Origin of the sequence: Rhodococcus shunpengi (genome assembly GCF_048381395.1) — a bacterium.
Classification (GTDB): domain Bacteria; phylum Actinomycetota; class Actinomycetes; order Mycobacteriales; family Mycobacteriaceae; genus Rhodococcus.
Map to the genome: position 1 here is coordinate 584,688 of NZ_JBLWIU010000036.1, position 21,522 is coordinate 606,209.

Here is a 21,522-nt window from a genome sequence, read left to right on the forward strand (position 1 = left end):
GAAAGGATTCGGTATGGGTGTGAGCTTGGCCAAGGGCGGCAACGTTTCGCTGTCGAAGGAGGCTCCGAACCTGACGGCGGTGACGGTGGGTCTCGGCTGGGACGTGCGCGCGACGACCGGCGCGGATTTCGATCTCGACGCCAGCGCACTGCTGACGAGCGAGAACGGCAAGGTCCTGTCCGACCAGCATTTCGTCTTCTACAACAACCTGCGTTCGCCGGACGGCTCCGTCGAGCACACCGGCGACAACCTCACCGGTGAGGGCGAGGGCGACGACGAGAGCGTGAACGTCGACCTCGTCGCCGTTCCCGCGGAGGTCAAGTCGATCGTCTTCCCGGTGTCGATCCACGACGCCGACGCGCGGGGCCAGTCGTTCGGTCAGGTGCGCAACGCGTTCATCCGCGTCGTCGACCGCGCCGACGGCCGGGAACTCGCCCGGTACGACCTCACCGAGGATGCGTCCACCGAGACCGCGATGGTCTTCGGTGAGCTGTACCGCCACGGTGGCGAGTGGAAGTTCCGCGCCATCGGCCAGGGCTACGCCTCGGGCCTGGCGGGCATCGCGCGGGACTACGGGGTCAACGTCGGCTGAAAATGGATCTCAGCGGACGAGCTTCCACTTCTTGTCGTGCCGGTAGAAGGTCGACCGCTTGAGAGCCCGGGGGTTCGCGACCCCGTCGCGAGTGACGACCGCGGCGGGGGAACCCAACTGCATGGCCCGGCCCGTCAGCCACTTGTAGCCGCCGAACCAGCGCGGCCGGTCGATCGCGGCCCGCAGACCGGGCATCGCCGGCGTGGGTTCGACACGGATGCCGGGCACCGTGCCGGAGAACAGGCGGGTGTCGTCGACGTAGGCCTCCCCGACGAGCGCATCGCCGTTCTCACCGCACAGCAGCGCACGGCCGATGAGGGCGATACCGGCGTCGTCGCGGATGAGCGGCAACGGCTTCGCGACCCCCTGGAGGGCGACGGTGGCGGCCTTCGACCCCGTCCGCAGCCCGTACGCCTCCGTGGCCGGCGTTCGTGTCTCCGGGACGTACGCGACCTCCAGGTCGAGACGTTCGGTGCGCATCAGCCGGGTGACGGTCGCGGCGAAGGCCGCGTCGTTGCCTACGAGGACCAGACGAGGGTCCTCCACCGACTCGAGATGCGCGAAGACGTCCTCGAAGTCGTCCTTCTCGGGGAGGGCAGGCGCAGACAGTGCGGTCACGGGGGTCAGCGCCAACGGCAATGGCACGTCACCGCATCTGAGCACTACCGGGGTCAACGGGTCTCCTCGAGGGGTCGGGTTCGTCGGGCTCTCGGCTGCGTCCACTGTAATGGGAAGCCGGTGGAGGAGGGCGGCGGCGACCCGCCACCGCGCGCCGCAGCTCCGGGCGCTTGGGCAGTCCCGTCATTCGCGCTCGTCGGAGGGTGGACTACACTGTGGTCCCGGCTGCTGCCCGGTTGGGCAGGACCCTGCAGGCGAGACCGCCCGCACGTAGACACCTGCCTGAGGAGAGCGCGACATGCCGGCAATCGTCCTGATCGGAGCCCAGTGGGGCGACGAGGGCAAGGGCAAAGCTACCGATCTACTCGGCGGACGTCTGCAGTGGGTCGTGCGCTACCAGGGTGGCAACAACGCCGGTCACACGGTCGTGCTGCCCAACGGCGACAAGTTCGCCCTGCACCTGATCCCGTCGGGCATCCTGACGCCCGGCGTCAACAACGTCATCGGCAACGGTGTCGTGGTGGATCCGGGTGTGCTGCTCACCGAGCTCGAAGGCCTCGAGAAGCGCGACGTCGACACGTCCCGTCTGCTGCTCTCGGCCGATGCGCACCTGATCATGCCGTACCACGTGGCCATCGACAAGGTCACCGAACGCTTCCTCGGCAAGAAGAAGATCGGCACCACCGGACGCGGTATCGGCCCCTGCTACCAGGACAAGATCGCCCGCGTGGGCGTGCGGGTCGCCGACGTGCTCGACGAGAAGATCCTCACCCAGAAGGTCGAGGCCGCACTGGAATTCAAGAACCAGGTGCTCGTCAAGATCTACAACCGCAAGGCGCTCGACCCGCAGCAGGTGGTCGACGAGGTCCTCACCCAGGCCGAGGGTTTCAAGCACCGCATCACCGATACGCGCCTCGAACTGAACAAGGCGCTCGAGCGCGGCGACACGATCCTCCTCGAGGGTTCGCAGGGCACGCTGCTCGACGTCGACCACGGCACCTATCCGTACGTGACGTCGTCCAACCCCACCGCCGGCGGCGCCGCTGTCGGTTCGGGTATCGGCCCCGCGAAGATCTCGACGGTGCTGGGCATCCTCAAGGCCTACACCACCCGCGTCGGCTCCGGCCCGTTCCCGACCGAGCTGTTCGACGACCACGGCGCCTACCTCGCCAAGCAGGGTGGAGAGGTCGGTGTCACCACCGGCCGCGCCCGCCGCACGGGCTGGTTCGACGCCGTCATCGCCCGCTACGCCACCCGCGTCAACGGCATCACCGACTACTTCCTCACCAAGCTCGACGTGCTGTCGGGCCTCGACACCGTGCCGATCTGCGTCGGCTACGAGGTCGACGGTGTGCGGATCGACGAGATGCCGATGACGCAGACCGACGTGCACCACGCCAAGCCGATCTACGAGGAGATGCCGGGCTGGTGGGAGGACATCACCCACGCCCGCACCTTCGAGGAGCTGCCGAAGAACGCGCAGAACTACGTGCTGCGTCTCGAGGAGCTCTCCGGCGCCTACATCTCCTGCATCGGTGTCGGACCGGGCCGCGACGAGACGATCGTCCGGCGCGACGTCATCCGCTGACGGGGTAGCCTCCGGCCCGCTCCGATTCGTCGTCGGACGGGCACCGATCCCTCACTGCATGTTCACCGACGGTTCGCACGGACTGTGCACGCTCGTCCCGCACAGTCCGTCGGACCCCGGGGAGAACCATGTACGTGTCCCGTCGAACCCTGCTACGCACCGTCGCGCTCGGAGCCCTCGCGGCTCCGGTGGCGGCGTGCTCGTCGGGACGTTCCGTTGCAACGCCGAGCTTGGTTCGTGAGCGGCCGATCCTCACCCACGGTGTGGCCACCGGCGACGTGCGGGCCGACGGGGCGCTCGTGTGGGCGCGCTCGGATCGGCCGGCGCGGCTCGTCGTGGAGACGGCGGCCACCGAATCCTTCACCGATCCCGTCCGGCACGTGGGTGGACTGCTCACACCCGAGACCGACGGAACCGGCCGGCTGCGGCTGACGGGACTGCCGGCCGGTGAGCAGGTGCACTACCGTGTCGTCCTCGAAGGCGAGGACGGCGCCACGTCCGAGCCGGTGACGGGTCTGTTCCGCACCGCCCCGACCGCTCCCGGCGACATCAGGCTGCAGTGGTCCGGCGACACCGCCGGCCAGGGCTTCGGCATCAACCCCGACATCGGTGGGATGACGATCTTCGACACGATGGCCCGTCGCGACCCGCACCTGTTCGTGCATTCCGGCGACGTCGTGTACGCCGACAATCCGCTGAAGGAGACCGTCGAGCTGCCGGACGGTCGGATCTGGCGCAACGTCGTCACCGAGGCCAAGAGCGCCGTGGCGCAGACCCTCGACGAGTACCGCGGCCAGTACGCCTACAACCTCATGGACGAGAACTACCGGCGGTTCAACTCCTCCGTGGCGCAGATCGTGCAGTGGGACGACCACGAGACCGTCAACAACTGGTACGCGGGTGAGATCCTGGATCTCGAGCAGTACACCGAGAAGAGGGTGGACGTCCTGGCGGAACGGGCTTTCCGTGCCTTCCACGAGTGGCTCCCGCTCGATCCGGCGGAGGCCGTCGACGGACGCATCCACCGGGTCGTGCGGTACGGACCGCTGCTCGACGTCTTCGTACTCGACATGCGGACCTACAAGGACGCCAACGGTACCAACGTCGGCGCGGCGGGGCAGGTGCTCGGCAGCGCGCAGACGCAGTGGCTCGTCGACGAACTCACCCGTTCGACTGCCACCTGGAAGATCATCGCCGCCGACCTCCCGATCGGTCTGGTCGTACCCGACGGTGACACGGCCTTCGAAGGGATCGCGAACGGGGACAACGGCGCTCCGTCGGGTAGGGAATCGGAGATCGCGCAGGTCCTGTCGGCGGTCAAGGCGCGCAGGATCACCGGCACCGTGTGGTTGACCGCCGATGTGCACTACACGGCCGCACATCACTATTCGCCGGACCGCGCTTCGTTCACCGACTTCGACGAGTTCTGGGAGTTCGTCTCGGGACCACTCAACGCCGGTGCTTTCGGACCCAACGAACTGGACGGGACGTTCGGGCCCGAGGCCGTCTTCGTGCACGCGCCCCCGGCGGCGAACACCTCGCCGATGGACGGATATCAGCACTTCGGGGAGTTGTTCATCGACGGCGCGACGAGGCAGATGCGGGTCGAGTTGCTCGACTCGCGCGGGACGGTCCTGTTCCGTCAGGTGCTCGATCCACCGTCCTGATCCCGCCCGCGCGGCGCGGGGCATACTGGATCGGTGATCACTCGAGCGATCGGAGCCGGTTCGCTCGTCCGCGACCTCGGCAACTGGCAGGATTCCGGGCAGTCGCATTCCCGTCGCTCCGCTCGCCCCGATCCCCGCCCTGCCTACCGGGCGCTCGCGGACAGCATCCGCCTGCTCGTGCACGACGGTCGCGTTCCACTCGGGGTCGCCCTGCCCAGCGAGCGGGAACTCGCCGCCGCGCTGTCGGTGAGCCGCACCACTGTCGCCTCCGCCTACGCGGCGCTGCGGGAAGAGGGCTATCTGCGCAGCCGCCAGGGCGCCCGCAGCACGGTCGCCGTGCCTGCTCGCCGGGGCTCCGAGAACACCGGGTTCCGGATGCCGATCGGTCCGGCGATCGATCTGAGCAATGCCTCGCTGCCCGCGCCGGCAGCGGAGATCGAGGCGGCGTATGCGGCGGCGCTGCGGTCGATGTCGACCTATCTCGACTCGCACGGCATGGAACCGATCGGGGTGTCGGTGCTGCGCGAGGTCATTGCCCGTCGCTACCGCGAGCATGGACTGCCCACCTCGCCCGACCAGATCATGGTCACCTCCGGGGCGCAGCACGCGATGCGCCTGCTGCTCGGTGTGCTCGACGACCCCGGCGACCGGGTGGTCGTCGACCACCCCACCTATCCCAATGCGCTCGAAGCGATCCGCCGCTACGGCGCCCGCCCGGTGCCGGTTCCGGTGCGCCCGGAGAACGGCCCGCACGGCGGCTGGGATCTCGACGGTGTGGCCAGCGCCGTCCGGCAGACCGCGGCGCGCACCGCCTTCCTCGTCCCCGACTTCCACAATCCCACCGGCCTGTGCCTCGACGAGGACGGCCGCGCCGAACTGGCCCGCATCATGCGCGACACGCGGACCACGCTCGTCGTCGACGAGTCGATGGTCGATCTCTGGCTCGACGCCCCGCCGCCGCCTCCCGTCGCAGCCATGCCTGCCGGCGCGTCGGTGGTGACGGTCGGCTCGACGGCGAAATCGCTGTGGGGTGGCCTGCGGGTGGGATGGATCCGCGCCGACCGCGACACGATCGTCCGGCTGGCCGGAGCGCGGACCGCAGTCGACCTGGGCACGCCCGTCATGGAACAGCTCGCGGCCGCACATCTGCTCTCCGACGTCGACGAACTGCTCGAACGTCGCCGCGCCGCGTTGAGGGAACGGCGTCGTGCGCTGTGCGACGCCTTGGATCGGCGGTTGCCCGACTGGGAGTACACGCCGGGTCAGGGCGGGATGTCGCTGTGGGCGAGGATGCCCGAACCGGTGTCGACCTCGCTGGCTGCGGCCGCGCCGTCCCACGGTGTGCTGCTCTCCGCCGGTCCGCGCTTCGGTGTGCAGGGCGCGTTCGAGCACTTCGTGCGCCTGCCGTACACGCAGGACGTCGAGGTCCTCGACGATGCCGTCGAGGCCATGGCCGCCGCCTACGACCAGGTGGCCTCCGGGCGCACACCCGACGAGGCGCGGCTCGTCGTCTGATTCTGTCCGTCAGGACATCTCGATGAGCTCGCGCAGCGCCGCCGACACCTCGCGGGGACGTTCGAGGGGGCCGCAGTGCCCGCTGTCGAAGGTGCGCAGTTCGAGCAGGTTCGGCAGGCGCTCGGCGATCCACTCCGATCGGCCCGGCGGTGAGATGCGGTCGTGGCTGCCCGCGATCACCAGGGTGGGCGCGGTGATCGCGGAGGGGTCGACGGTGTCGATCATGTTCACCAGCAGCCGGCCGTAGCCGCCGCGACCGCGTGCCGAGGTGTGGCCGAGCATGCGGTCGACGTCCGCGGTGATCGTCGCGGCCGCACCCGTCCCGACGGCGACGCGGGAGAGCAGGTGCCTGCGCAGCGGCATCCGCTGGGGGAGCGGCATCCGTGCCAGCGGGACGACGGTCTGCGCGACGCGGCGCCGCACCTTCGTCAGGCTCTGCGGTCCGCGCAGGAACTGCACGTTGTCGAAGATTTCGCCCGGTGTGGTGTTGACCAGGCCCGCGGCCGACACCCGTGCGTCGACGTCGCGCGGATACCGCTCGGCCCAGGCCATCACGGCGATGCCGCCCATGGAGTGCCCGGCGACCACGACGGGCCGGCCGTCGGGTGCGGCCGCGCCCAGCACGGCGTGGAGATCGTCGGCGAGATGGTCCATCGTGTACGCCCGGGCAGGGGCGGCCTGGCTGCGTCCGTGACCGCGGTGATCGAAGGCGACCACCCGGTAGTCGCCGCTCAGGTCACGAATCTGGTTGCGCCAGAATCCGAGTTCGCACAGAATGCCGTGCGTCAGGACGATCGTCGGAGCGTCGGCGGGCCCGCAGGCCTCGGTGTGGATGCGGGTGCCGTCCTTGCTGCGGACGTCGAGCACCTCCGGGACACGCCCCGGGACCGCGGTACGCGCTCGTGCTCGTGCCGTGGCCGCCGATCGATGGATCGCGGCTCCCACCCCGTCACTCATGACGGTGTTGATAGCACACCGATCCCGGCGCGATCGGTGGCTTTCCCGCAGATGGGACGGGCCCGGAACCGTATCGGTGGAACACCGTTACGATCCCGGGCCCCGAACCGGGGGGATCAGACCCAGAGGGTGTCGATGTCGGTGGCCTCGGCCGCCGGACCGACCGGCTCGCCGGCAGGGGTGCGGGAGAAGCGCGGCGCCGGTGCGTGCTGCACGACGCCGTCGATCTCGATCAGCGACCCGCGTGCGACGAGATGCTCGTTCTTCTCCGCCTCGGCCCAGGTGAGGACCGGGGAGACGCAGGCATCGGTACCGAGGAAGATCTCGGTCCACTCGTCGCGGGTCTTCGACAGGAACTTGTCGGTGAAGATCTTCTTCATCTCCGCCCAGCGGGAGGTGTCGAGCTGGTGCGGCAGGTCGGCCGGATCGAGCTCGAGGCCCTGCAGCAGCAGCGCGTAGAACTGCGGCTCGATGGACCCGACGGCCATGTACTTGCCGTCCTTGGTCTCGTAGACCTCGTAGAACGGGGCGCCGGTATCGAGCATGTTGACGCCGCGCTCGTCCGACCACGCGCCGCGACCGCGGAACGCCCACATCATGTGCGAGAGAGCGAGGGCGCCGTCGACCATCGCCGCGTCCACGACCTGGCCCTTGCCGGAGGTCTGACGCTCGACGAGGGCGGACAGGATGCCGAACACGAGGAACATCGAACCGCCACCGAAGTCGCCGACCATGTTCAGCGGCGGCACCGGGCGCTCACCCTGGCGGCCGATGGCGTGCAGGACGCCGGTCAGCGAGATGTAGTTGATGTCGTGGCCGGCCGCGTTGGCGAGCGGGCCCTCCTGGCCCCAGCCGGTCATGCGGCCGTAGACGATGCGCGGGTTGCGCTCGAGGACCACATCCGGCCCGAGGCCGAGCCGTTCGGTGACGCCGGGACGGAAGCCCTCGATGAGGACGTCGGCGCGCTCGAGCAGGGTCAGGACCTTCTCGATGTCGGCGGGATCCTTGAGGTTGGCCTCGACGATGCGACGGTTGCGCTGAATCGGATCGCGCTGTCCCTCCTGCGGGATCTCGCCGGGGCGCTGCACGATGACGACATCGGCGCCGAGATCGGCGAGCAGCGTCGCGGCGTGCGGGCCGGGACCGAGACCCTTGAACTCGACGACGCGGACACCCGCGAGCGGACCCTTCTTCTCAACAGCTTCAGCGGACACTCGACGAACCTCACTCCGATACGTAGGGACTGTCGAAACGGAGAGTACCTTAGCGAGCGTTCAGAATATGGTTCCGGTCACGCGGAGCGGATCACTCCTCGTACAGGTCCGCCTCGCTCAGTCCGGTCGCCTCGAAGGCCTCCGCGAGATCGGTGTGCCGGACGACGGTGACCACCTGGTCGTCGACCACCCGGAAGGCGATCGCCTCCTCACGAGGACCCGGATCGGACGCCCAGGTCGCCGTCTCCTCGACCACCACGACGCCCCGGTGGACGAACATGCGGCCCGGCTGCAGCGTGACGCCCGCCGTCGTCGCCCACTCGCGCAGCTCGTCGAGTCCTTGGTCGGGATCGTCGTCGGGGGTGGGCAGCACGATGTCGTCGCTCGACAACTGCACGAGGGTATCGATGTCGTTGCTGTTCACGGCGTCGTGCCAGGCCAGGACCGTGGCGATCTCCGAGGTGCTCATGATCGAGAGCCTAGTCGCCGGAACGCGGAGGTGGGGGCGTGAATCCGTCGAATCCGCTGTCGCGCTCGGGCGCTCCGGCGCACAGTGGACGTATGACGATCACCGGCCAACTCGTGAGCTTCATCCCGAGCACCGACCTCGACGTCTCGGAGATGTTCTACGTCGACACCCTGCGCTTCCGGAAGCTCTCCCGCGACCCCTTCGCACTCGTCCTCGACGGAGGCGACGGTGCGCCGATCCGGGTGACCCTCGTGCAGTCACGCGAGGAGACCGGCTACACCGTGCTGGGCTGGCGGGTATCCGATCTGGACGGCATCGTCGAACGACTGCGCGAGCACGGGGTGGAGTTCGTGCGCTACAACGGTATGGATCAGGACGACCACGATGCGTGGACCGCGCCCGACGGCATGCGGGTCGCGTGGTTCCGCGACCCGCACGGCAACGTTCTGTCGTTGCTCGAACACCGCACCTGACGCGGCCTCACCTCCCGAAGGCACCCCACAGGAAGCCTGCGAACAACACCGCGAAGCCACCCATCTCACCGACGATCAGTGCGGCCATCGCCAGGCCCGTCCCACGCACAGGATGCGCGAACTGATTCGTGGTGTCGCGCAGCGCGCCGTGCACGACATAGCTCGCGATCGCGCCGACGAAGAACACCACGATCACCGCGGCCGCGGCGAGGTTCACCGCGGTGGGCCACGCGCTGAGCTCGACGAACACCGCGACCAGCAGCGTCGCGAAGGAGTACATCAGCGCCGACCGGTGGGCGATGTCGACGTACGGGTGCGCGAGGTGGTCGTCGGACGTCGCCATCTGCCGGTACTTCCACACGCCGAGACCGAGCGCGAGGAGGAAGACCGCACCCGCGGCCGTCAATGTCAGTTCGGTGTCGACTCCCAGGACCATCGCGCCAGTATGGACGCATCACCTCAGCTGCAGCCGCTGGTGTTCCCACAGGACGGACACGCGTGGCACGACCCGGCCCGCTGCATCTTCACTCCGCACTGCATGCAGTACGGCGCGTCCGGATTCGACGGCGACGGAGCGGCGAGACCACCCGGGGAGGGCGTGCTCGCACCGCTCGTGTTGTGAGGCGCGGGCGCGGGCACCGGCGGATCGGGCTCACGCACCGGCGGCGTGCTCGTGTACGGCGTGAGCGTCGGGGTGTCGGGCACCGAACGTTCGGCGACGGTGAGGATGCCCAGCTCCGCTCGCTCGTCGGGCTCGAGATAGTCGACCGCGAGTCGCCGGAAGATGTAGTCGAGGATCGACGTGGCGATCCGCAGATCCGGATCGTCGGTGATCCCGGCCGGTTCGAAGCGTGTACTCGTGAAGGCCCGGACGAAGGTGCGCAACGGAACCCCGTACTGCAGACCGTAACTGACCGACATCGAGAAGGCATCCATGATGCCGGCCAATGTCGAGCCCTGCTTCGACACGCGCAGGAACATCTCGCCGGGACGCCCGTCGTCGTACTCGCCGATCGTGAAGAAGCCCTTGCAGTCGGCCACCCGGAACTCGAACGTCCGCGAATTACGGGTGCGCGGGAGTCGCTCACGACGAGGCGCCGCGGACGGAGCTGCCGCTTCTGCGACAGCAGGAGGCGACGACGTCGACAACGGTTGTCCCAGTTTGCAGTTGTCACGGTAGATCGCGAGCGCCTTCACGCCCAGGCGCCACGCGTCGACGTACATGTCGGCGATGTCGTCGACGGTCGCGGACTCGGGCAGGTTCACCGTCTTGGAGATCGCACCCGACAGGAAGGGCTGTACCGCGGCCATCATCGCGACGTGGCCGCGCGGCGAGATGACGTTGTCGCCCATGGAGGTCGCGAACACCGGTGCGTGCTCGTCGCGCACGTGTGGCGCACCGGCGAGATCGTGGTGCAGATCGAGGTGCGCCACGATGTCGGCGACCTCCGACGGGCCGTAACCCAGACGCGACAGTGCGCGCGGCACACTGCGATTGACGATCGTGAGGCTGCCGCCGCCGACGAGCTTCTTGGTCTTCACCAACGCCAGATCCGGTTCGATCCCGGTGGTGTCGCAATCCATCGCGAGCCCGATCGTGCCGGTCGGCGCGAGCACACTGACCTGGCTGTTGCGCACACCGTGGGCGGTGCCGTCGGCCACCGCGCGGTCCCACGCCTGTCGTGCCGCATCGAGCACGTCGGCCGGCGCGAGGTCGGCGTCGATGTCGTCGAGCGCACCGCGATGCTTGCCCAGCACGTCGAGCATCGGCGCGCGGTTCTCGTCGAACCCGTCGAACGGTCCGAGACGCCGTGCCATGTCCGCCGACACGGCGTAGGCGTGACCGGTCATCAGGGCGGTGATCGCCGCAGCCGTCGCGCGTCCGGCCTCGCTGTCGTAGGGCAGACCCGAAGCCATGAGCAGCGCACCGAGATTGGCGTAACCGATCCCGAGCTGCCGGAACCGCCGCGACGTCTCACCGATCCGCTCGGTGGGGTAGTCGGCGCGGCCGACGAGGATCTCCTGCGCGGTGAGCATCACCGCCACGGCGTGACGGAAACCGTCGACATCGAAGGTGCCGTCCTCGCGCAGGAAGGTGAGCAGATTCAGACTCGCGAGGTTGCAGGCCGAATCGTCGAGATGCATGTACTCCGAGCAGGGATTCGACGCGTTGATCCGGCCGGTCGCCGAGGCGGTGTGCCAGGCATTGATCGTCGTGTCGTACTGGATGCCCGGGTCGGCGCACTCCCAGGTGGCGGCGGCGATGCGCTGCAACAACTCTCGCGCGCGGACCGTCCGGACCGTCTCGCCGGTCGTCACGGTACGCAGCGGCCACTCGGCGTCGGTCACCACCGCGTGCATGAACTCGTCGGTCACGCGCACCGAGTTGTTCGCGTTCTGGTACTGCACCGAATGGATGTCGGTGCCGTCGAGACCCATGTCGAAACCGGCCTCGGCGAGCACCCGCGCCTTGCGTTCCTCGATCGCCTTGCAGTCGACGAACTCCTCGATGTCGGGATGGTCCACGTCGAGGATCACCATCTTCGCGGCCCGCCGGGTCTTGCCGCCGGACTTGATGGTGCCGGCCGACGCGTCGGCGCCGCGCATGAAGCTCACCGGACCCGATGCGCTTCCGCCACCGGTCAGCGGTTCGGCCGACGAGCGGATCCGGGAGAGGTTCACCCCGGCACCCGACCCGCCCTTGAAGATCACCGCTTCCTGCCGGTACCACTCGAGGATCGAGTCGATGCTGTCGTCGACCGACAGGATGAAACACGCGCTGGCCTGCTGCGGAGTGTTCGGCACCCCGATGTTGAACCAGACGGGACTGTTGAACGAGGCCCGCTGGTGGATCAGCAGATAGGTCAGCTCGGCGGCGAACGCCTCCGGATCGTCGAGATGACCGTCGGTGTGCCCCCACGCCGTGATCGTGTCGACGATGCGCGCGATCACGTCGCGCAGCGAGTGCTCACGATCGGGATGCCCGAGCTGCCCGCGGAAGTACTTCTGCGTGACGATGTCGGTGGCGTTCTGCGACCAGAAGGCGGGGAACTCCACGTCCGTCTGCTCGAAGACGACACGGCCGGTGCCGTGATGGACGATCCGCGCGTCGCGTCGCTGCCACTCCACCGTCTCGGCGGGATCGACACCGGGCGTCGTGAAGTACCGGACGTCGCCGCGCACCGCGGGCGATGCGGCGTCCGATGCACTCTTCGGGCTGCTGTGAGGCCTGGTACTGCTCATCGCGTCCTCCCGGGGGCGTGGACCGGTGGCACATATAGTCCCACCATGCTGCCACTGCGTCCCGGTACTCCGCTGTCTTCCGCCCGCTCGACCCGCCCGGTGGCGCCGTGAGTGCCGGCGGCGAACTGCTCGTCGGGCTGGCGATCCTCGTGGGCCTGCTCGGGATCGTGCTGCCGATCCTGCCCGGCGTCCTGCTGATCTTCGGCGCGATCGCCGTGTGGGCGTTCCTCACGGGAGGCACCACCGCATGGATCGTGCTGGGCGTGGCGACGGTGGCGCTGCTGGTCACCGGCATCGTGAAGTACACCTGGCCCGGCAAGCGACTGCAGCAGGCCGGGGTGCCGAACCGCTCGTTGATCCTCGCCGGCCTGCTCGGCATCGTCGGATTCTTCGTCGTCCCCGTCGTCGGGCTGTTCCTGGGCTTCCTGCTCGGCATGTACCTGTCGGAGGTGCAGCGGCACCGCACCCACCGCGACGCGTGGGTCTCGACGGTCGCGGCGACCAAAGCGGTCGCGTTGTCGATCCTCGTCGAACTGTTCGGTGGGCTCGTCGCGGCGTCGGTATGGCTGGGCGCCGTCCTGTTCACCTGAGCGCACCCGGAAAGCCGAGCAGACCCGGAATGCGAGGAGGGACCCATCCGTGCGGATGGATCCCTCCTCGTTCGTACAGGTCAGGCGTTGATCACCTCAGACGCGGATCAGGCCTTGTGCGGCTCGCTGGCGCGGAACATGTCCTCGCGCTCGACGACCTTGACGCGTTCGCGGCCCTCGGCCTCACCGAGGCTGCGCTCGTGCGCGTCGAGGCGGTACCAGCCCTGCCAGGTGGTGTACGGCAGCTGCTTGTCCTCGAGGAATTTCACGATCGCGTCCTCGGACGGATCCTCGGGGGTGTTCAGACGACCGGCGGCCCGGTCCTCGAGCAGATTCGCGACGGTCTCGTTCGCATCGCCCTTGGTGTGACCGATCAGGCCCACGGGACCGCGCTTGATCCAGCCGGTGACGTAGGTGTGCGGCATGAACCGGTCCGGGCCCTCGGCGGTCTCGTCGGCGAGCACCCGCCCGGCCTCGTTCGGCACGGTGCCGGCCTGCTCGTCGAAGGGCAGCTTGGCGATGTTCTGCGACAGGTAACCGACCGCGCGGTAGACCGCCTGGACCTCCCAGTCGTTGAACTTGCCGGTGCCGCGCACGTTGCCGGTGCCGTCGAGCTCGGTGCGCTCGGTGCGCAGACCGACGACCTTGCCGTCCTCACCGAGGATCTCGTGCGGGGACTCGAAGAAGTGCAGGAACAGCTTGTGCGGGCGGTTGCCCACATCGCGGATCGCCCAGTCCTGCAGGGTGTTGGCGACCATGTCGACCTGCTTGGAGTTACGGCGCGCCTGCTCGGAGCCCTCGTCGTAGTCGATGTCCTCCGGGTCGACGATGACCTCGATGGTCGGGGAGTGGTCGAGTTCGCGCAGCTCGAGCGGGGTGAACTTGGCCTGCGCCGGACCGCGGCGCCCGAAGACGTGCACCTCGACGGCCTTGTTGTTCTTCAGGCCCTCGTAGACGTTCGGCGGGATCTCCGTCGGCAGCAGCTCGTCGCCGGTCTTGGCGAGCACGCGGGCGACGTCGAGCGCGACATTGCCGACACCGAGGACGGCGACCTTCTCCGCCTCGAGCGGCCAGCTGCGCGGCACGTCGGGGTGCCCGTCGTACCAGGACACGAAGTCGGCGGCACCGTAGCTGCCGTCGAGGTCGATGCCGGGGATGTTCAGCGCGCGGTCCGCGTTCGCGCCGGTCGAGAAGATCACCGCATCGTAGAAACGCTGCAGGTCGTCGAGGTTGAAGTCGCTGCCGTAGTCGAGATTGCCGAGCAGGCGGATCTGCGGCTTGTCGAGCACCTTGTGCAGGGCGGTGATGATTCCCTTGATGCGCGGATGGTCGGGCGCGACACCGTAGCGGATCAGACCGAACGGCGCCGGCATGCGCTCGAACAGGTCGATGCTGACCCCGGGATCCTGCGCAGTGTCGGACTTCATGAGTGCGTCGGCGGCGTAGATACCGGCAGGGCCGGCACCGACGATCGCGACGCGAAGGGGACGAGTCTGATCGGTCATCAGGGGATCAACTACCTCTTCGGTGTGCGGACGGACATATCCAGCTTAAATTAAGGCTGCCCTCAGTGGGCTCGGCGCAGGTCGCGCGGGGATGACGGCGAAGGAGGATGAATCGAACCGTCGAGCGAATCGCTTCAGCGACAACACATGTGGGCACCCATACGACACAGGTCGACGGCGAGGCGTCGAACGAGCTGCGTGGTGGCCATGCCACAATTCCTACCTCGAGAGGGTTTTTAGGGCAAATGCGGCCGTGACGAGCCGCGACCTCGCGCCCATTAGGATCGGGCGCATGGCCAAGCGCGGAGCCCCCGAACCCGAACCCGATCCCGGCCCGGATCCCGACGGTCCCACCGGTAGCAGCATAGGGCCTTTCCTCGGAGCCCTCGCCGTCCTGGTGGTTCTCGTCCTCGTCGTCTTCGGTGCACAGCTCTTCTCCCCGGCGGGCGACGACCTCACCGAGGACGAGATGGTGCGTCGTGCCGTCACCGACTACGTCTCCGCGCACAACGAGAACGACGGACCGATCCTCGACCGGCTGCGCTGCAGCGATCTGCCCGCCGAAGAAGCGCCGCTCGCGGACGTCGAGGGACGGGTGGAGCTGCAGGCCACGCAGAACATTGCCGTGGACGGCGATCGGGCCACCGTCGACGTCCGGACCGGCCTCGACGGGGAGACGCAAACCGAGACGTGGCAGGTCGTCCGCATCGACGACGTGTGGCGGATCTGCCGGTTCTGACGCGTCGCCGCGCGTATACGACGCGGTGCCCGCGTGTACGTCACAGCCCGACCTGTGAAAACATGTCCGGGTGAGCTACGCAGGTGATATAACGCCGCAGCAGGCATGGGACCTGCTGCAAGGTGATCCGGATGCCGTGCTCGTCGATGTGCGTACCGAAGCCGAGTGGAAATACGTCGGGGTCCCCGAGACCTCGTCGCTCGGTCGCCGGACCGTGTTCGTCGAGTGGGTTCGTTACCCCGACGGCGCCCCCAACCCGAGCTTCGTCGAGGACCTGAGGGCAGCGGGTATCGGCGGCGGACCGGTGATCTTCCTGTGTCGCTCGGGGCAGCGCTCCATCGGAGCGGCCACGGCCGCCACCGCTGCGGGCCTGACCCCCGCCTACAACGTTCTCGAAGGATTCGAAGGCGCTCTCGACGGCGAAGGCCATCGCGGTGCCGAGGGCTGGCGGGCCGCGGGCCTGCCGTGGAGGCAGTCGTGAGTTCCATCCCCCAGGGCGGCGCGTTCGACAAGGCGCTGCCCGACACCGTTCGCCCCGCCACGCTCGGCGTGCGCGGCGGCCTGCTCCGATCCGGTTTCGAGGAGACCTCCGAGGCGCTCTACCTCAACTCCGGGTTCGTCTACGAGTCGGCCGAGGCCGCCGAAGCCGCCTTCACCGGCGACGTCGACCACTTCGTCTACTCCCGCTACGGCAACCCCACGGTGAAGATGTTCGAGGAGCGCTTGCGCCTGCTCGACGGTGCCGGGGGTGCCTACGCCACCGCGTCCGGCATGTCCGCGGTGTTCACCGCGCTCGCCGCGCTGCTCGGCAAGGGCGACCGCCTCGTCGCGGCACGCAGCCTCTTCGGTTCGTGCTTCGTCGTGTGCAACGAGATCCTGCCCCGCTGGGGCGTCGAGACGGTGTTCGTCGACGGCGAGGACCTCGACCAGTGGGAGAAGGCGCTGTCGGTGCCCACCACCGCGGTCTTCTTCGAGACCCCGTCGAACCCGATGCAGACCCTCGTCGACGTGCGACGCGTCTCCGAGATGGCGCACGCGGCAGGCGCGAAGGTGGTGCTGGACAACGTCTTCGCCACCCCGCTGCTGCAGCGCAGCATCGATCTCGGTGCCGACATCGTCGTCTACTCGGGCACCAAGCACATCGACGGTCAGGGCCGCGTGCTCGGCGGAGCGATCCTCGGTCCCGAGGACTACATCGACGGGCCCGTGCAGCAGCTCATCCGCCACACCGGGCCGTCGTTGAGCCCGTTCAACGCGTGGACGCTGCTCAAGGGCCTCGAGACCATGCCGGTGCGGTTGCGCGCCTCCGTCGATTCGGCGCTGCGCATCGCGCAGTTCCTCGAAACGCAGGATGCCGTGCGCTGGGTCAAGTACCCGTACCTCGAATCGCACCCCCAGTACGAACTCGCGAAGTCGCAGATGAGCGGCGGCGGCACGATCATTACGTTCGAGCTCGACGCCCCCGAGGGCGAGGGCAAGAAGCGTGCCTTCGAGCTGCTGAACAAGCTGCGCATCGTCGACATCTCCAACAATCTCGGCGACTCCAAGTCGCTCATCACCCACCCGGCGACCACCACCCACCGGGCGATGGGACCGGAGGGCCGGGCCGCGATCGGTCTGTCCGACGGTGTGGTGCGACTGTCCGTGGGCCTCGAGGATCCCGAGGACCTGCTCGAGGATCTCGAGCAGGCGCTGTCCTGACCTGGGACGCCGTGAGCTACGCTGCGGGTGTCCTGCCGATCCGGTAGGGCACCCGCAGCGTTTTCGGTGAAGCCGGTGAGAATCCGGCGCTGTCCCGCAACTGTGAGCCCGACTTCCGGGTGAGCCAGGTCAGCCGGCGCGGAGGGTCCGTACGTACTGGTCCTCGGACGAAGGACGGTGACGTGCCGCAACCGCACCGTTGCAGCCGTACTGTTTTCGTCCTCCGAACAACGGAGGATGGCTGTGCCCCTCGACAATCACCGACGGCTGCTCGCCGCCGGACTGACCGCCTTCGCGCTCCTCGCCGCAGGATGCTCGAGCAGCGACGATTCGTCACCGTCCGGTGACACCGACACCACCTCCGCGGACGTCCCCCAGGCCATCGTGTCGTTGAGCCCCACCAGCACGGAGATGCTCTACGCCGTCGGTGCCGGTGATCAGGTCGTCGCAGTCGACGACCGGTCCGATTACCCGACCGACGCGCCGGTCACCGACCTGTCGGGGTACACCCCCAACGTCGAGGCGATCCTCGGATACGAACCCGACCTCGTCGTCGCCAATGCCGACACCGCCGATCTCGTCGCAGGGCTCGAGCAGGCCGGCGTCGAGACGCTGATCCTTCCCGCGGCCGAGAACCTGGACGACACCTACGCCCAGATCGAGCAACTGGGAGCCGTGACCGGACACGTCGGCGACGCCGCCGAGCTCGTCGCGCAGATGAAGACGGACATCGACGAGATCCTTGCCGGCCTCCCCGAACGGGAGACCCCGCTGAGCTACTACCACGAGCTGGACAACACCTTCTACACCGTCACCGACGACACCTACATCGGCGAGATCTACTCGATGCTGGGGCTGACCTCGATCGCGACCGGCGGCGACGGCTACCCGCAGTTGTCCGCCGAGTACGTCCTCGAACAGAACCCCGACGTGATCTTCCTGGCCGACGGCCAGTGCTGCGGCGTCACACCCGAGGTCGTTGCGGACCGTGCCGGATGGGGCGAACTCACCGCTGTCCGGGACGGCCGCGTCTACGTCCTCGACGAGGACATCGCCAGTCGCTGGGGGCCGCGCGTCGTGGACCTGATGCGTGAGGTCGCCCGGATCGTCGGCACCATCCCCGCGGCCCAGCCCACGCCTTGATCTCCCTGTCGCGAGGCCATACCCGCGCACTGCCACCCGGCGGTGCGCGGGTACTGCCGCGCAACGTGCTCGTGCTGACCGGCGCGGTGCTCGCCCTGTTCGCCGCGATGCTGGTCGGGATCCTCGTCGGACCCGCCGGTCTCACCCCGGGCGGGGTGCTGCTCGACATCGCCGACCGCCTGCCGCTCGTCGACGTCGACTCCGGCTTGAGCACGCGTCAGCAGGCGATCCTGTGGAACATCCGGATGCCGCGCGTCGTGCTCGGGGTGCTGGTCGGGGCGATGCTGGCCATCGCTGGTGCGGCCTACCAGGGAGTTTTCCGCAATCCGCTCGCCGACCCCTATCTCCTCGGGGTCTCCAGCGGCGCCGGTCTCGGTGCCACCCTCGCCATCGTCGTGGGCGGCGCCGCCGGGTTCGCAGGCGTTCCGATCGCGGCCTTCGCCGGGGGACTGCTCGCCGTCGGCGCGACGTACTCCCTCGGCCGCACCGTCGGTGGCAGCCGCTCGGAAGTCGTCATCATTCTCGCCGGTGTCGCCGTCGCGGCCTTCGCCAACGCGATCCAGACGTTCTTCATGCAACTGCACGACGACACGCTTCGGCAGGTGTACTCGTGGATGCTCGGCCGCCTGTCCACCGACGGCTGGTCCGACGTCGTGGTGGTCCTGCCCTACGTCGTGGTCACCGTCGCGATCATCGCGCTGCATCGGCGCACACTCGATGTCATGGCGGTCGGCGACGTCGAAGCCGCGAGCCTCGGGATCAATCCGGCGCGCGTGCGGCTGCTGCTCGTGTGCGTCGCGACGCTCGGAACCGCCGCAGTGGTCTCGGCCAGCGGACTCATCGGGTTCGTCGGCATCGTCGTTCCCCATGCGGTCCGGCTGCTCGTCGGACCGGGCCACCGCCTCCTGCTGCCGCTGTCACTGCTGGTGGGTGCGTCCTTCCTCGTCCTCGCGGACGTCCTGGCCCGCACCGTCATGTCGCCCGCCGAACTGCCGATCGGTGTCGTCACCGCGGCGATCGGGGCGCCCTTCTTCCTCGTCGTGCTCAGGCGGAGCCGAGGTGTCCGATGAAAAGCGATGTTCTCACCACCCCGACCACGACGGTCTCGTGCCGTCAGCTCAGTGCCGAACGCGGCGGTGTCGAGGTGCTGCACGGGGTCGACCTGAACGTCACCGCGGGATCCTGGGTGTCGCTGGTCGGACCCAACGGATCGGGCAAGACCACTCTCCTGCACGTCCTCGCCGGTCTCGTGCCGGCCACCGGTCACCTGCAGGTCGCCGACATCGCGCCGGGGCGCGCCGGACGCCGGGACATGGCACGCGCGGTCGCGCTGATGCCGCAACGCCCGGTGGTGCCGGAAGGCGTCACCGTCCGGGAACTGATCCACCTCGGCCGCACCCCGCACATCCCGCGCTTCGGTTCCGAGACCGCACACGACCGCGAGGTGGTGGACCGCGTCGTCGAACGACTCGAGCTCGAAGCGTTCGCCCCGCGCCTCGCGACCGAACTGTCCGGCGGTGAGCTGCAGCGCGTCGTGCTCGCGCGCGCTCTCGCCCAGCAACCGCGGGTGCTGCTTCTCGACGAACCCACGAGCGCACTCGACATCGGGCACCAGCAGCAGGTACTCGAACTCGTCGACTCGATGCGCACCGAAGGCGACCTCACCGTCATCGCCGCGATGCACGATCTGACCTCCGCCGCGCAGTACGGGGAACGACTCGTGCTCCTCGATCGCGGACACGTCGTCGCCGACGGAGCCCCCGATGATGTGCTCACCGCCGACCGCATCGCACAGGTCTACGGTGCCCGCGTCGAGATCCTCGACCGTCCGGCGGGTCGTGCCGTACTCCCGCTCCGCGACAGTACGAAGGACTGCTGATGGAGGTCGTACTCCTGGGGACCGGCGCGGCGGACGGGTGGCCGAATCCGTTCTGCACGTGTGCATCCTGCGCGGACGCCGCGCGTCGCGGTGAGATCCGCGGGCAGACCGCGGCACTCGTCGACGACGTGCTCATGCTCGACTGTGGACCCGAGGCGCCCCGGGCGGCCGTGCGACACGGCAGGTCGCTGGCGAAGGTGCGCCACATTCTCCTGACCCACGCCCATGCCGACCATCTCGGCCCGCAGGCACTGCTGTTCCGAGCGTGGGTCGCCGCCGGTGTGGAACTCGACGTGATCGGTTCCGCCGATGCGCTCGACACCTGCCGGCCGTGGGTGGGTCCGGACGACCCGGTGCGCTTCGTACCGGTCGAGGCGGGGGACTCGCTCACCGTCGGCGAGTACTCGGTGCGTGTTCTTCCCGCACGGCACAAGGTGTTCCGTGACGGAGATGCGGTGCTGTACGACGTGACGGGTCCCGGCGGGTCGCGGTTGTTGTGGGCGTGCGACACCGGGATGTGGCCCACCGAGTGGTTCGAGACCCTGCGTGACGCCCGGTTCGACGCGGTCTTCCTGGAAGAGACCTTCGGCGACCGTTCCGAACTGTCCGAAGGCCACCTCGGTCTGCCCGAGTTCGGCGCGATGGTGGATGGTCTGCGCGGGGCCGGTGCCGTCACCGAGAACACCGACGTGGTCGCGGTGCATCTGGGGCACCACAATCCGCCAATCGACGATCTGCGGAATCGTCTGCAGCAGTTGAATGCTCGTCCGGGTCGTGACGGTGAGGTGATCCACGTGGGTGAAGAGCCGCCGGTCGTGCCGCATCGGACATTGGTGCTCGGGGGAGTGCGGTCGGGCAAGTCGCGGCACGCCGAGGAACTGCTCGCGTCGTATCCGTCCGTCACCTACGTCGCCACCGGCGGGACGCGTGAAGGTGACGCCGAATGGGCGGAACGTGTTGCGCTGCACCGGGAGAGACGACCGGACTCGTGGTCGACGATCGAGACATCGGATGTGGCGAAGGTGCTGAGGGATGCGGACGAACCTCTGCTCGTCGACTGTCTCGGAACCTGGCTCACTGCACGACTCGACCTTCACGACGTGTGGAATACGGGAGATCCCGCTGCGGTCCATGCCGACATCGAGGATCTCCTCGATGCGTGGCGACAGGCCCGGGTTCCCGTGGTCGCCGTCAGTAATGAGGTGGGCAGCGGTGTGGTGCCGGCGAGCGCGTCGGGGCGGTTGTTTCGCGACATGCTGGGTCGGCTCAACGCGCGGGTTGCCGAGGCCAGTGAGTCGGCGATTCTTGTAGTGGCCGGAATTCCCATTTCTCTGAAGTCGAATTAATTCCTGTGCTTTCTCGTAACACATAATTCCAGCGATGGAATTATTGTCTTCAATGTCCGTTTAGGGACTTCTGTTTCAGGTAGTCGGTCGATCGCCCTGAATTGGACGATTGTCCAGGTTCTGCGGGTGAAACCATGGGTGAATCTTCAACTACTGTGTATGATCTGGGGAAACGTTAAAGAAGACCGTCCAGGATGATCTGTGTCACAGATCTTGAGTTTGACTACCTGCCGGTAACATACTTCCGAGTAAGTCCGATCCAACGGACGGAAAACAAACCAGC

Annotated in this window: 19 protein-coding genes, 2 pseudogenes and 1 riboswitch; of the genes and pseudogenes, 14 read left to right on the plus strand and 7 right to left on the minus strand. The window is 68.2% G+C overall.

Annotated features, from left to right (window positions below; translation table 11 throughout):
* The first annotated feature begins 13 nt into the window (after nucleotides 1-13).
* Nucleotides 14-592 (plus strand): TerD family protein, encoded by a 579-nt coding sequence (locus tag ACNJ7K_RS26685; RefSeq protein ID WP_006552942.1) that lies wholly within the window; start codon nucleotides 14-16, stop codon nucleotides 590-592.
* Nucleotides 593-601: 9 nt separating this feature from the next.
* Here the strand turns inward: ACNJ7K_RS26685 and ACNJ7K_RS26690 are convergent, their stop codons facing one another.
* A complete protein-coding gene (locus ACNJ7K_RS26690) occupies nucleotides 602-1,255 on the minus strand; it encodes a hypothetical protein (protein ID WP_487042584.1) in 654 nt (217 codons plus the stop codon).
* A gap of 253 nt (nucleotides 1,256-1,508) precedes the next feature.
* Between ACNJ7K_RS26690 and ACNJ7K_RS26695 the strand changes: the two genes are divergently transcribed.
* The 3 genes from ACNJ7K_RS26695 to yczR all read left to right on the plus strand — a co-directional run bounded on the left by ACNJ7K_RS26695 (nucleotide 1,509) and on the right by yczR (nucleotide 5,980).
* Entirely contained in the window at nucleotides 1,509-2,798 is a 1,290-nt protein-coding gene (locus ACNJ7K_RS26695) for an adenylosuccinate synthase (RefSeq protein WP_006552940.1), read from the plus strand.
* A gap of 128 nt (nucleotides 2,799-2,926) precedes the next feature.
* Entirely contained in the window at nucleotides 2,927-4,465 is a 1,539-nt protein-coding gene (locus tag ACNJ7K_RS26700; protein WP_487042560.1) for an alkaline phosphatase D family protein, read from the plus strand.
* Nucleotides 4,466-4,498: 33 nt separating this feature from the next.
* Complete coding sequence (yczR, locus tag ACNJ7K_RS26705; protein ID WP_487042561.1) at nucleotides 4,499-5,980, plus strand: MocR-like transcription factor YczR; 1,482 nt, start codon at nucleotides 4,499-4,501, stop codon at nucleotides 5,978-5,980.
* A 9-nt stretch (nucleotides 5,981-5,989) separates the two neighbouring features.
* Here the strand turns inward: yczR and ACNJ7K_RS26710 are convergent, their stop codons facing one another.
* The 3 genes from ACNJ7K_RS26710 to ACNJ7K_RS26720 all read right to left on the minus strand — a co-directional run bounded on the left by ACNJ7K_RS26710 (nucleotide 5,990) and on the right by ACNJ7K_RS26720 (nucleotide 8,620).
* Nucleotides 5,990-6,937 (minus strand): alpha/beta fold hydrolase, encoded by a 948-nt coding sequence (locus ACNJ7K_RS26710; protein ID WP_487042562.1) that lies wholly within the window; start codon nucleotides 6,935-6,937, stop codon nucleotides 5,990-5,992.
* A 116-nt stretch (nucleotides 6,938-7,053) separates the two neighbouring features.
* Nucleotides 7,054-8,151 carry a CaiB/BaiF CoA transferase family protein gene (locus ACNJ7K_RS26715; RefSeq protein WP_088899374.1) on the minus strand — a complete coding sequence of 366 codons (1,098 nt, stop codon included), beginning with the start codon at nucleotides 8,149-8,151 and terminating at the stop codon, nucleotides 7,054-7,056.
* A 91-nt stretch (nucleotides 8,152-8,242) separates the two neighbouring features.
* Entirely contained in the window at nucleotides 8,243-8,620 is a 378-nt protein-coding gene (locus ACNJ7K_RS26720) for a nuclear transport factor 2 family protein (protein ID WP_059384530.1), read from the minus strand.
* Between the two features lie 92 nt (nucleotides 8,621-8,712).
* On the opposite strand from ACNJ7K_RS26720, the gene ACNJ7K_RS26725 reads away from it, so the two are divergent.
* Nucleotides 8,713-9,093, plus strand: a complete 381-nt coding sequence (locus tag ACNJ7K_RS26725; protein WP_060650850.1) for a VOC family protein — start codon at nucleotides 8,713-8,715, stop codon at nucleotides 9,091-9,093.
* A gap of 7 nt (nucleotides 9,094-9,100) precedes the next feature.
* On the opposite strand, the gene ACNJ7K_RS26730 is transcribed toward ACNJ7K_RS26725, so the two are convergent.
* Nucleotides 9,101-9,529 carry a hypothetical protein gene (locus ACNJ7K_RS26730; RefSeq protein WP_230791404.1) on the minus strand — a complete coding sequence of 143 codons (429 nt, stop codon included), beginning with the start codon at nucleotides 9,527-9,529 and terminating at the stop codon, nucleotides 9,101-9,103.
* Between the two features lie 23 nt (nucleotides 9,530-9,552).
* Nucleotides 9,553-12,336 (minus strand): vitamin B12-dependent ribonucleotide reductase, encoded by a 2,784-nt coding sequence (locus ACNJ7K_RS26735; protein WP_487042563.1) that lies wholly within the window; start codon nucleotides 12,334-12,336, stop codon nucleotides 9,553-9,555.
* Between the two features lie 107 nt (nucleotides 12,337-12,443).
* Between ACNJ7K_RS26735 and ACNJ7K_RS26740 the strand changes: the two genes are divergently transcribed.
* Nucleotides 12,444-12,926, plus strand: coding sequence for a DUF456 domain-containing protein (locus ACNJ7K_RS26740; RefSeq protein ID WP_145692381.1), 483 nt, complete (start codon nucleotides 12,444-12,446; stop codon nucleotides 12,924-12,926).
* A 107-nt stretch (nucleotides 12,927-13,033) separates the two neighbouring features.
* Here ACNJ7K_RS26740 and ACNJ7K_RS26745 read toward each other — a convergent pair whose 3' ends face one another.
* A complete protein-coding gene (locus ACNJ7K_RS26745; RefSeq protein WP_159417661.1) occupies nucleotides 13,034-14,431 on the minus strand; it encodes an FAD-dependent oxidoreductase in 1,398 nt (465 codons plus the stop codon).
* Nucleotides 14,432-14,723: 292 nt separating this feature from the next.
* Here ACNJ7K_RS26745 and ACNJ7K_RS26750 point away from each other — a divergent pair, with 292 nt between their 5' ends.
* The 8 genes and pseudogenes from ACNJ7K_RS26750 to ACNJ7K_RS26785 all read left to right on the plus strand — a co-directional run.
* Nucleotides 14,724-15,170, plus strand: coding sequence for an Rv0361 family membrane protein (locus ACNJ7K_RS26750; protein WP_487042564.1), 447 nt, complete (start codon nucleotides 14,724-14,726; stop codon nucleotides 15,168-15,170).
* Between the two features lie 70 nt (nucleotides 15,171-15,240).
* Nucleotides 15,241-15,651, plus strand: a complete 411-nt coding sequence (locus ACNJ7K_RS26755; protein WP_172415055.1) for a rhodanese-like domain-containing protein — start codon at nucleotides 15,241-15,243, stop codon at nucleotides 15,649-15,651.
* Nucleotides 15,648-16,871: an O-succinylhomoserine sulfhydrylase gene (locus ACNJ7K_RS26760; RefSeq protein WP_268654407.1), complete on the plus strand. Its 1,224-nt coding sequence runs from the start codon at nucleotides 15,648-15,650 to the stop codon at nucleotides 16,869-16,871. Before ACNJ7K_RS26755 ends, ACNJ7K_RS26760 begins: the two co-directional genes overlap by 4 nt.
* Nucleotides 16,872-16,879: 8 nt before the next feature.
* A riboswitch (cobalamin riboswitch) is annotated at nucleotides 16,880-17,023 on the plus strand.
* An 85-nt stretch (nucleotides 17,024-17,108) separates the two neighbouring features.
* Nucleotides 17,109-18,014, plus strand: coding sequence for an ABC transporter substrate-binding protein (locus ACNJ7K_RS26765; protein ID WP_487042565.1), 906 nt, complete (start codon nucleotides 17,109-17,111; stop codon nucleotides 18,012-18,014).
* 107 nt (nucleotides 18,015-18,121) lie between these two features.
* Nucleotides 18,122-19,084 (plus strand): FecCD family ABC transporter permease, encoded by a 963-nt coding sequence (locus ACNJ7K_RS26770; RefSeq protein ID WP_225623838.1) that lies wholly within the window; start codon nucleotides 18,122-18,124, stop codon nucleotides 19,082-19,084.
* A complete protein-coding gene (locus tag ACNJ7K_RS26775; RefSeq protein WP_159417663.1) occupies nucleotides 19,081-19,893 on the plus strand; it encodes an ABC transporter ATP-binding protein in 813 nt (270 codons plus the stop codon). Before ACNJ7K_RS26770 ends, ACNJ7K_RS26775 begins: the two co-directional genes overlap by 4 nt.
* A 134-nt stretch (nucleotides 19,894-20,027) precedes the next feature.
* Nucleotides 20,028-20,546: pseudogene (locus ACNJ7K_RS26780) on the plus strand (MBL fold metallo-hydrolase); the annotation flags it as partial.
* A gap of 183 nt (nucleotides 20,547-20,729) precedes the next feature.
* Nucleotides 20,730-21,239 (plus strand): annotated as a pseudogene (locus tag ACNJ7K_RS26785) (bifunctional adenosylcobinamide kinase/adenosylcobinamide-phosphate guanylyltransferase); the annotation flags it as partial.
* Between the last annotated feature and the right edge of the window lie 283 nt (nucleotides 21,240-21,522).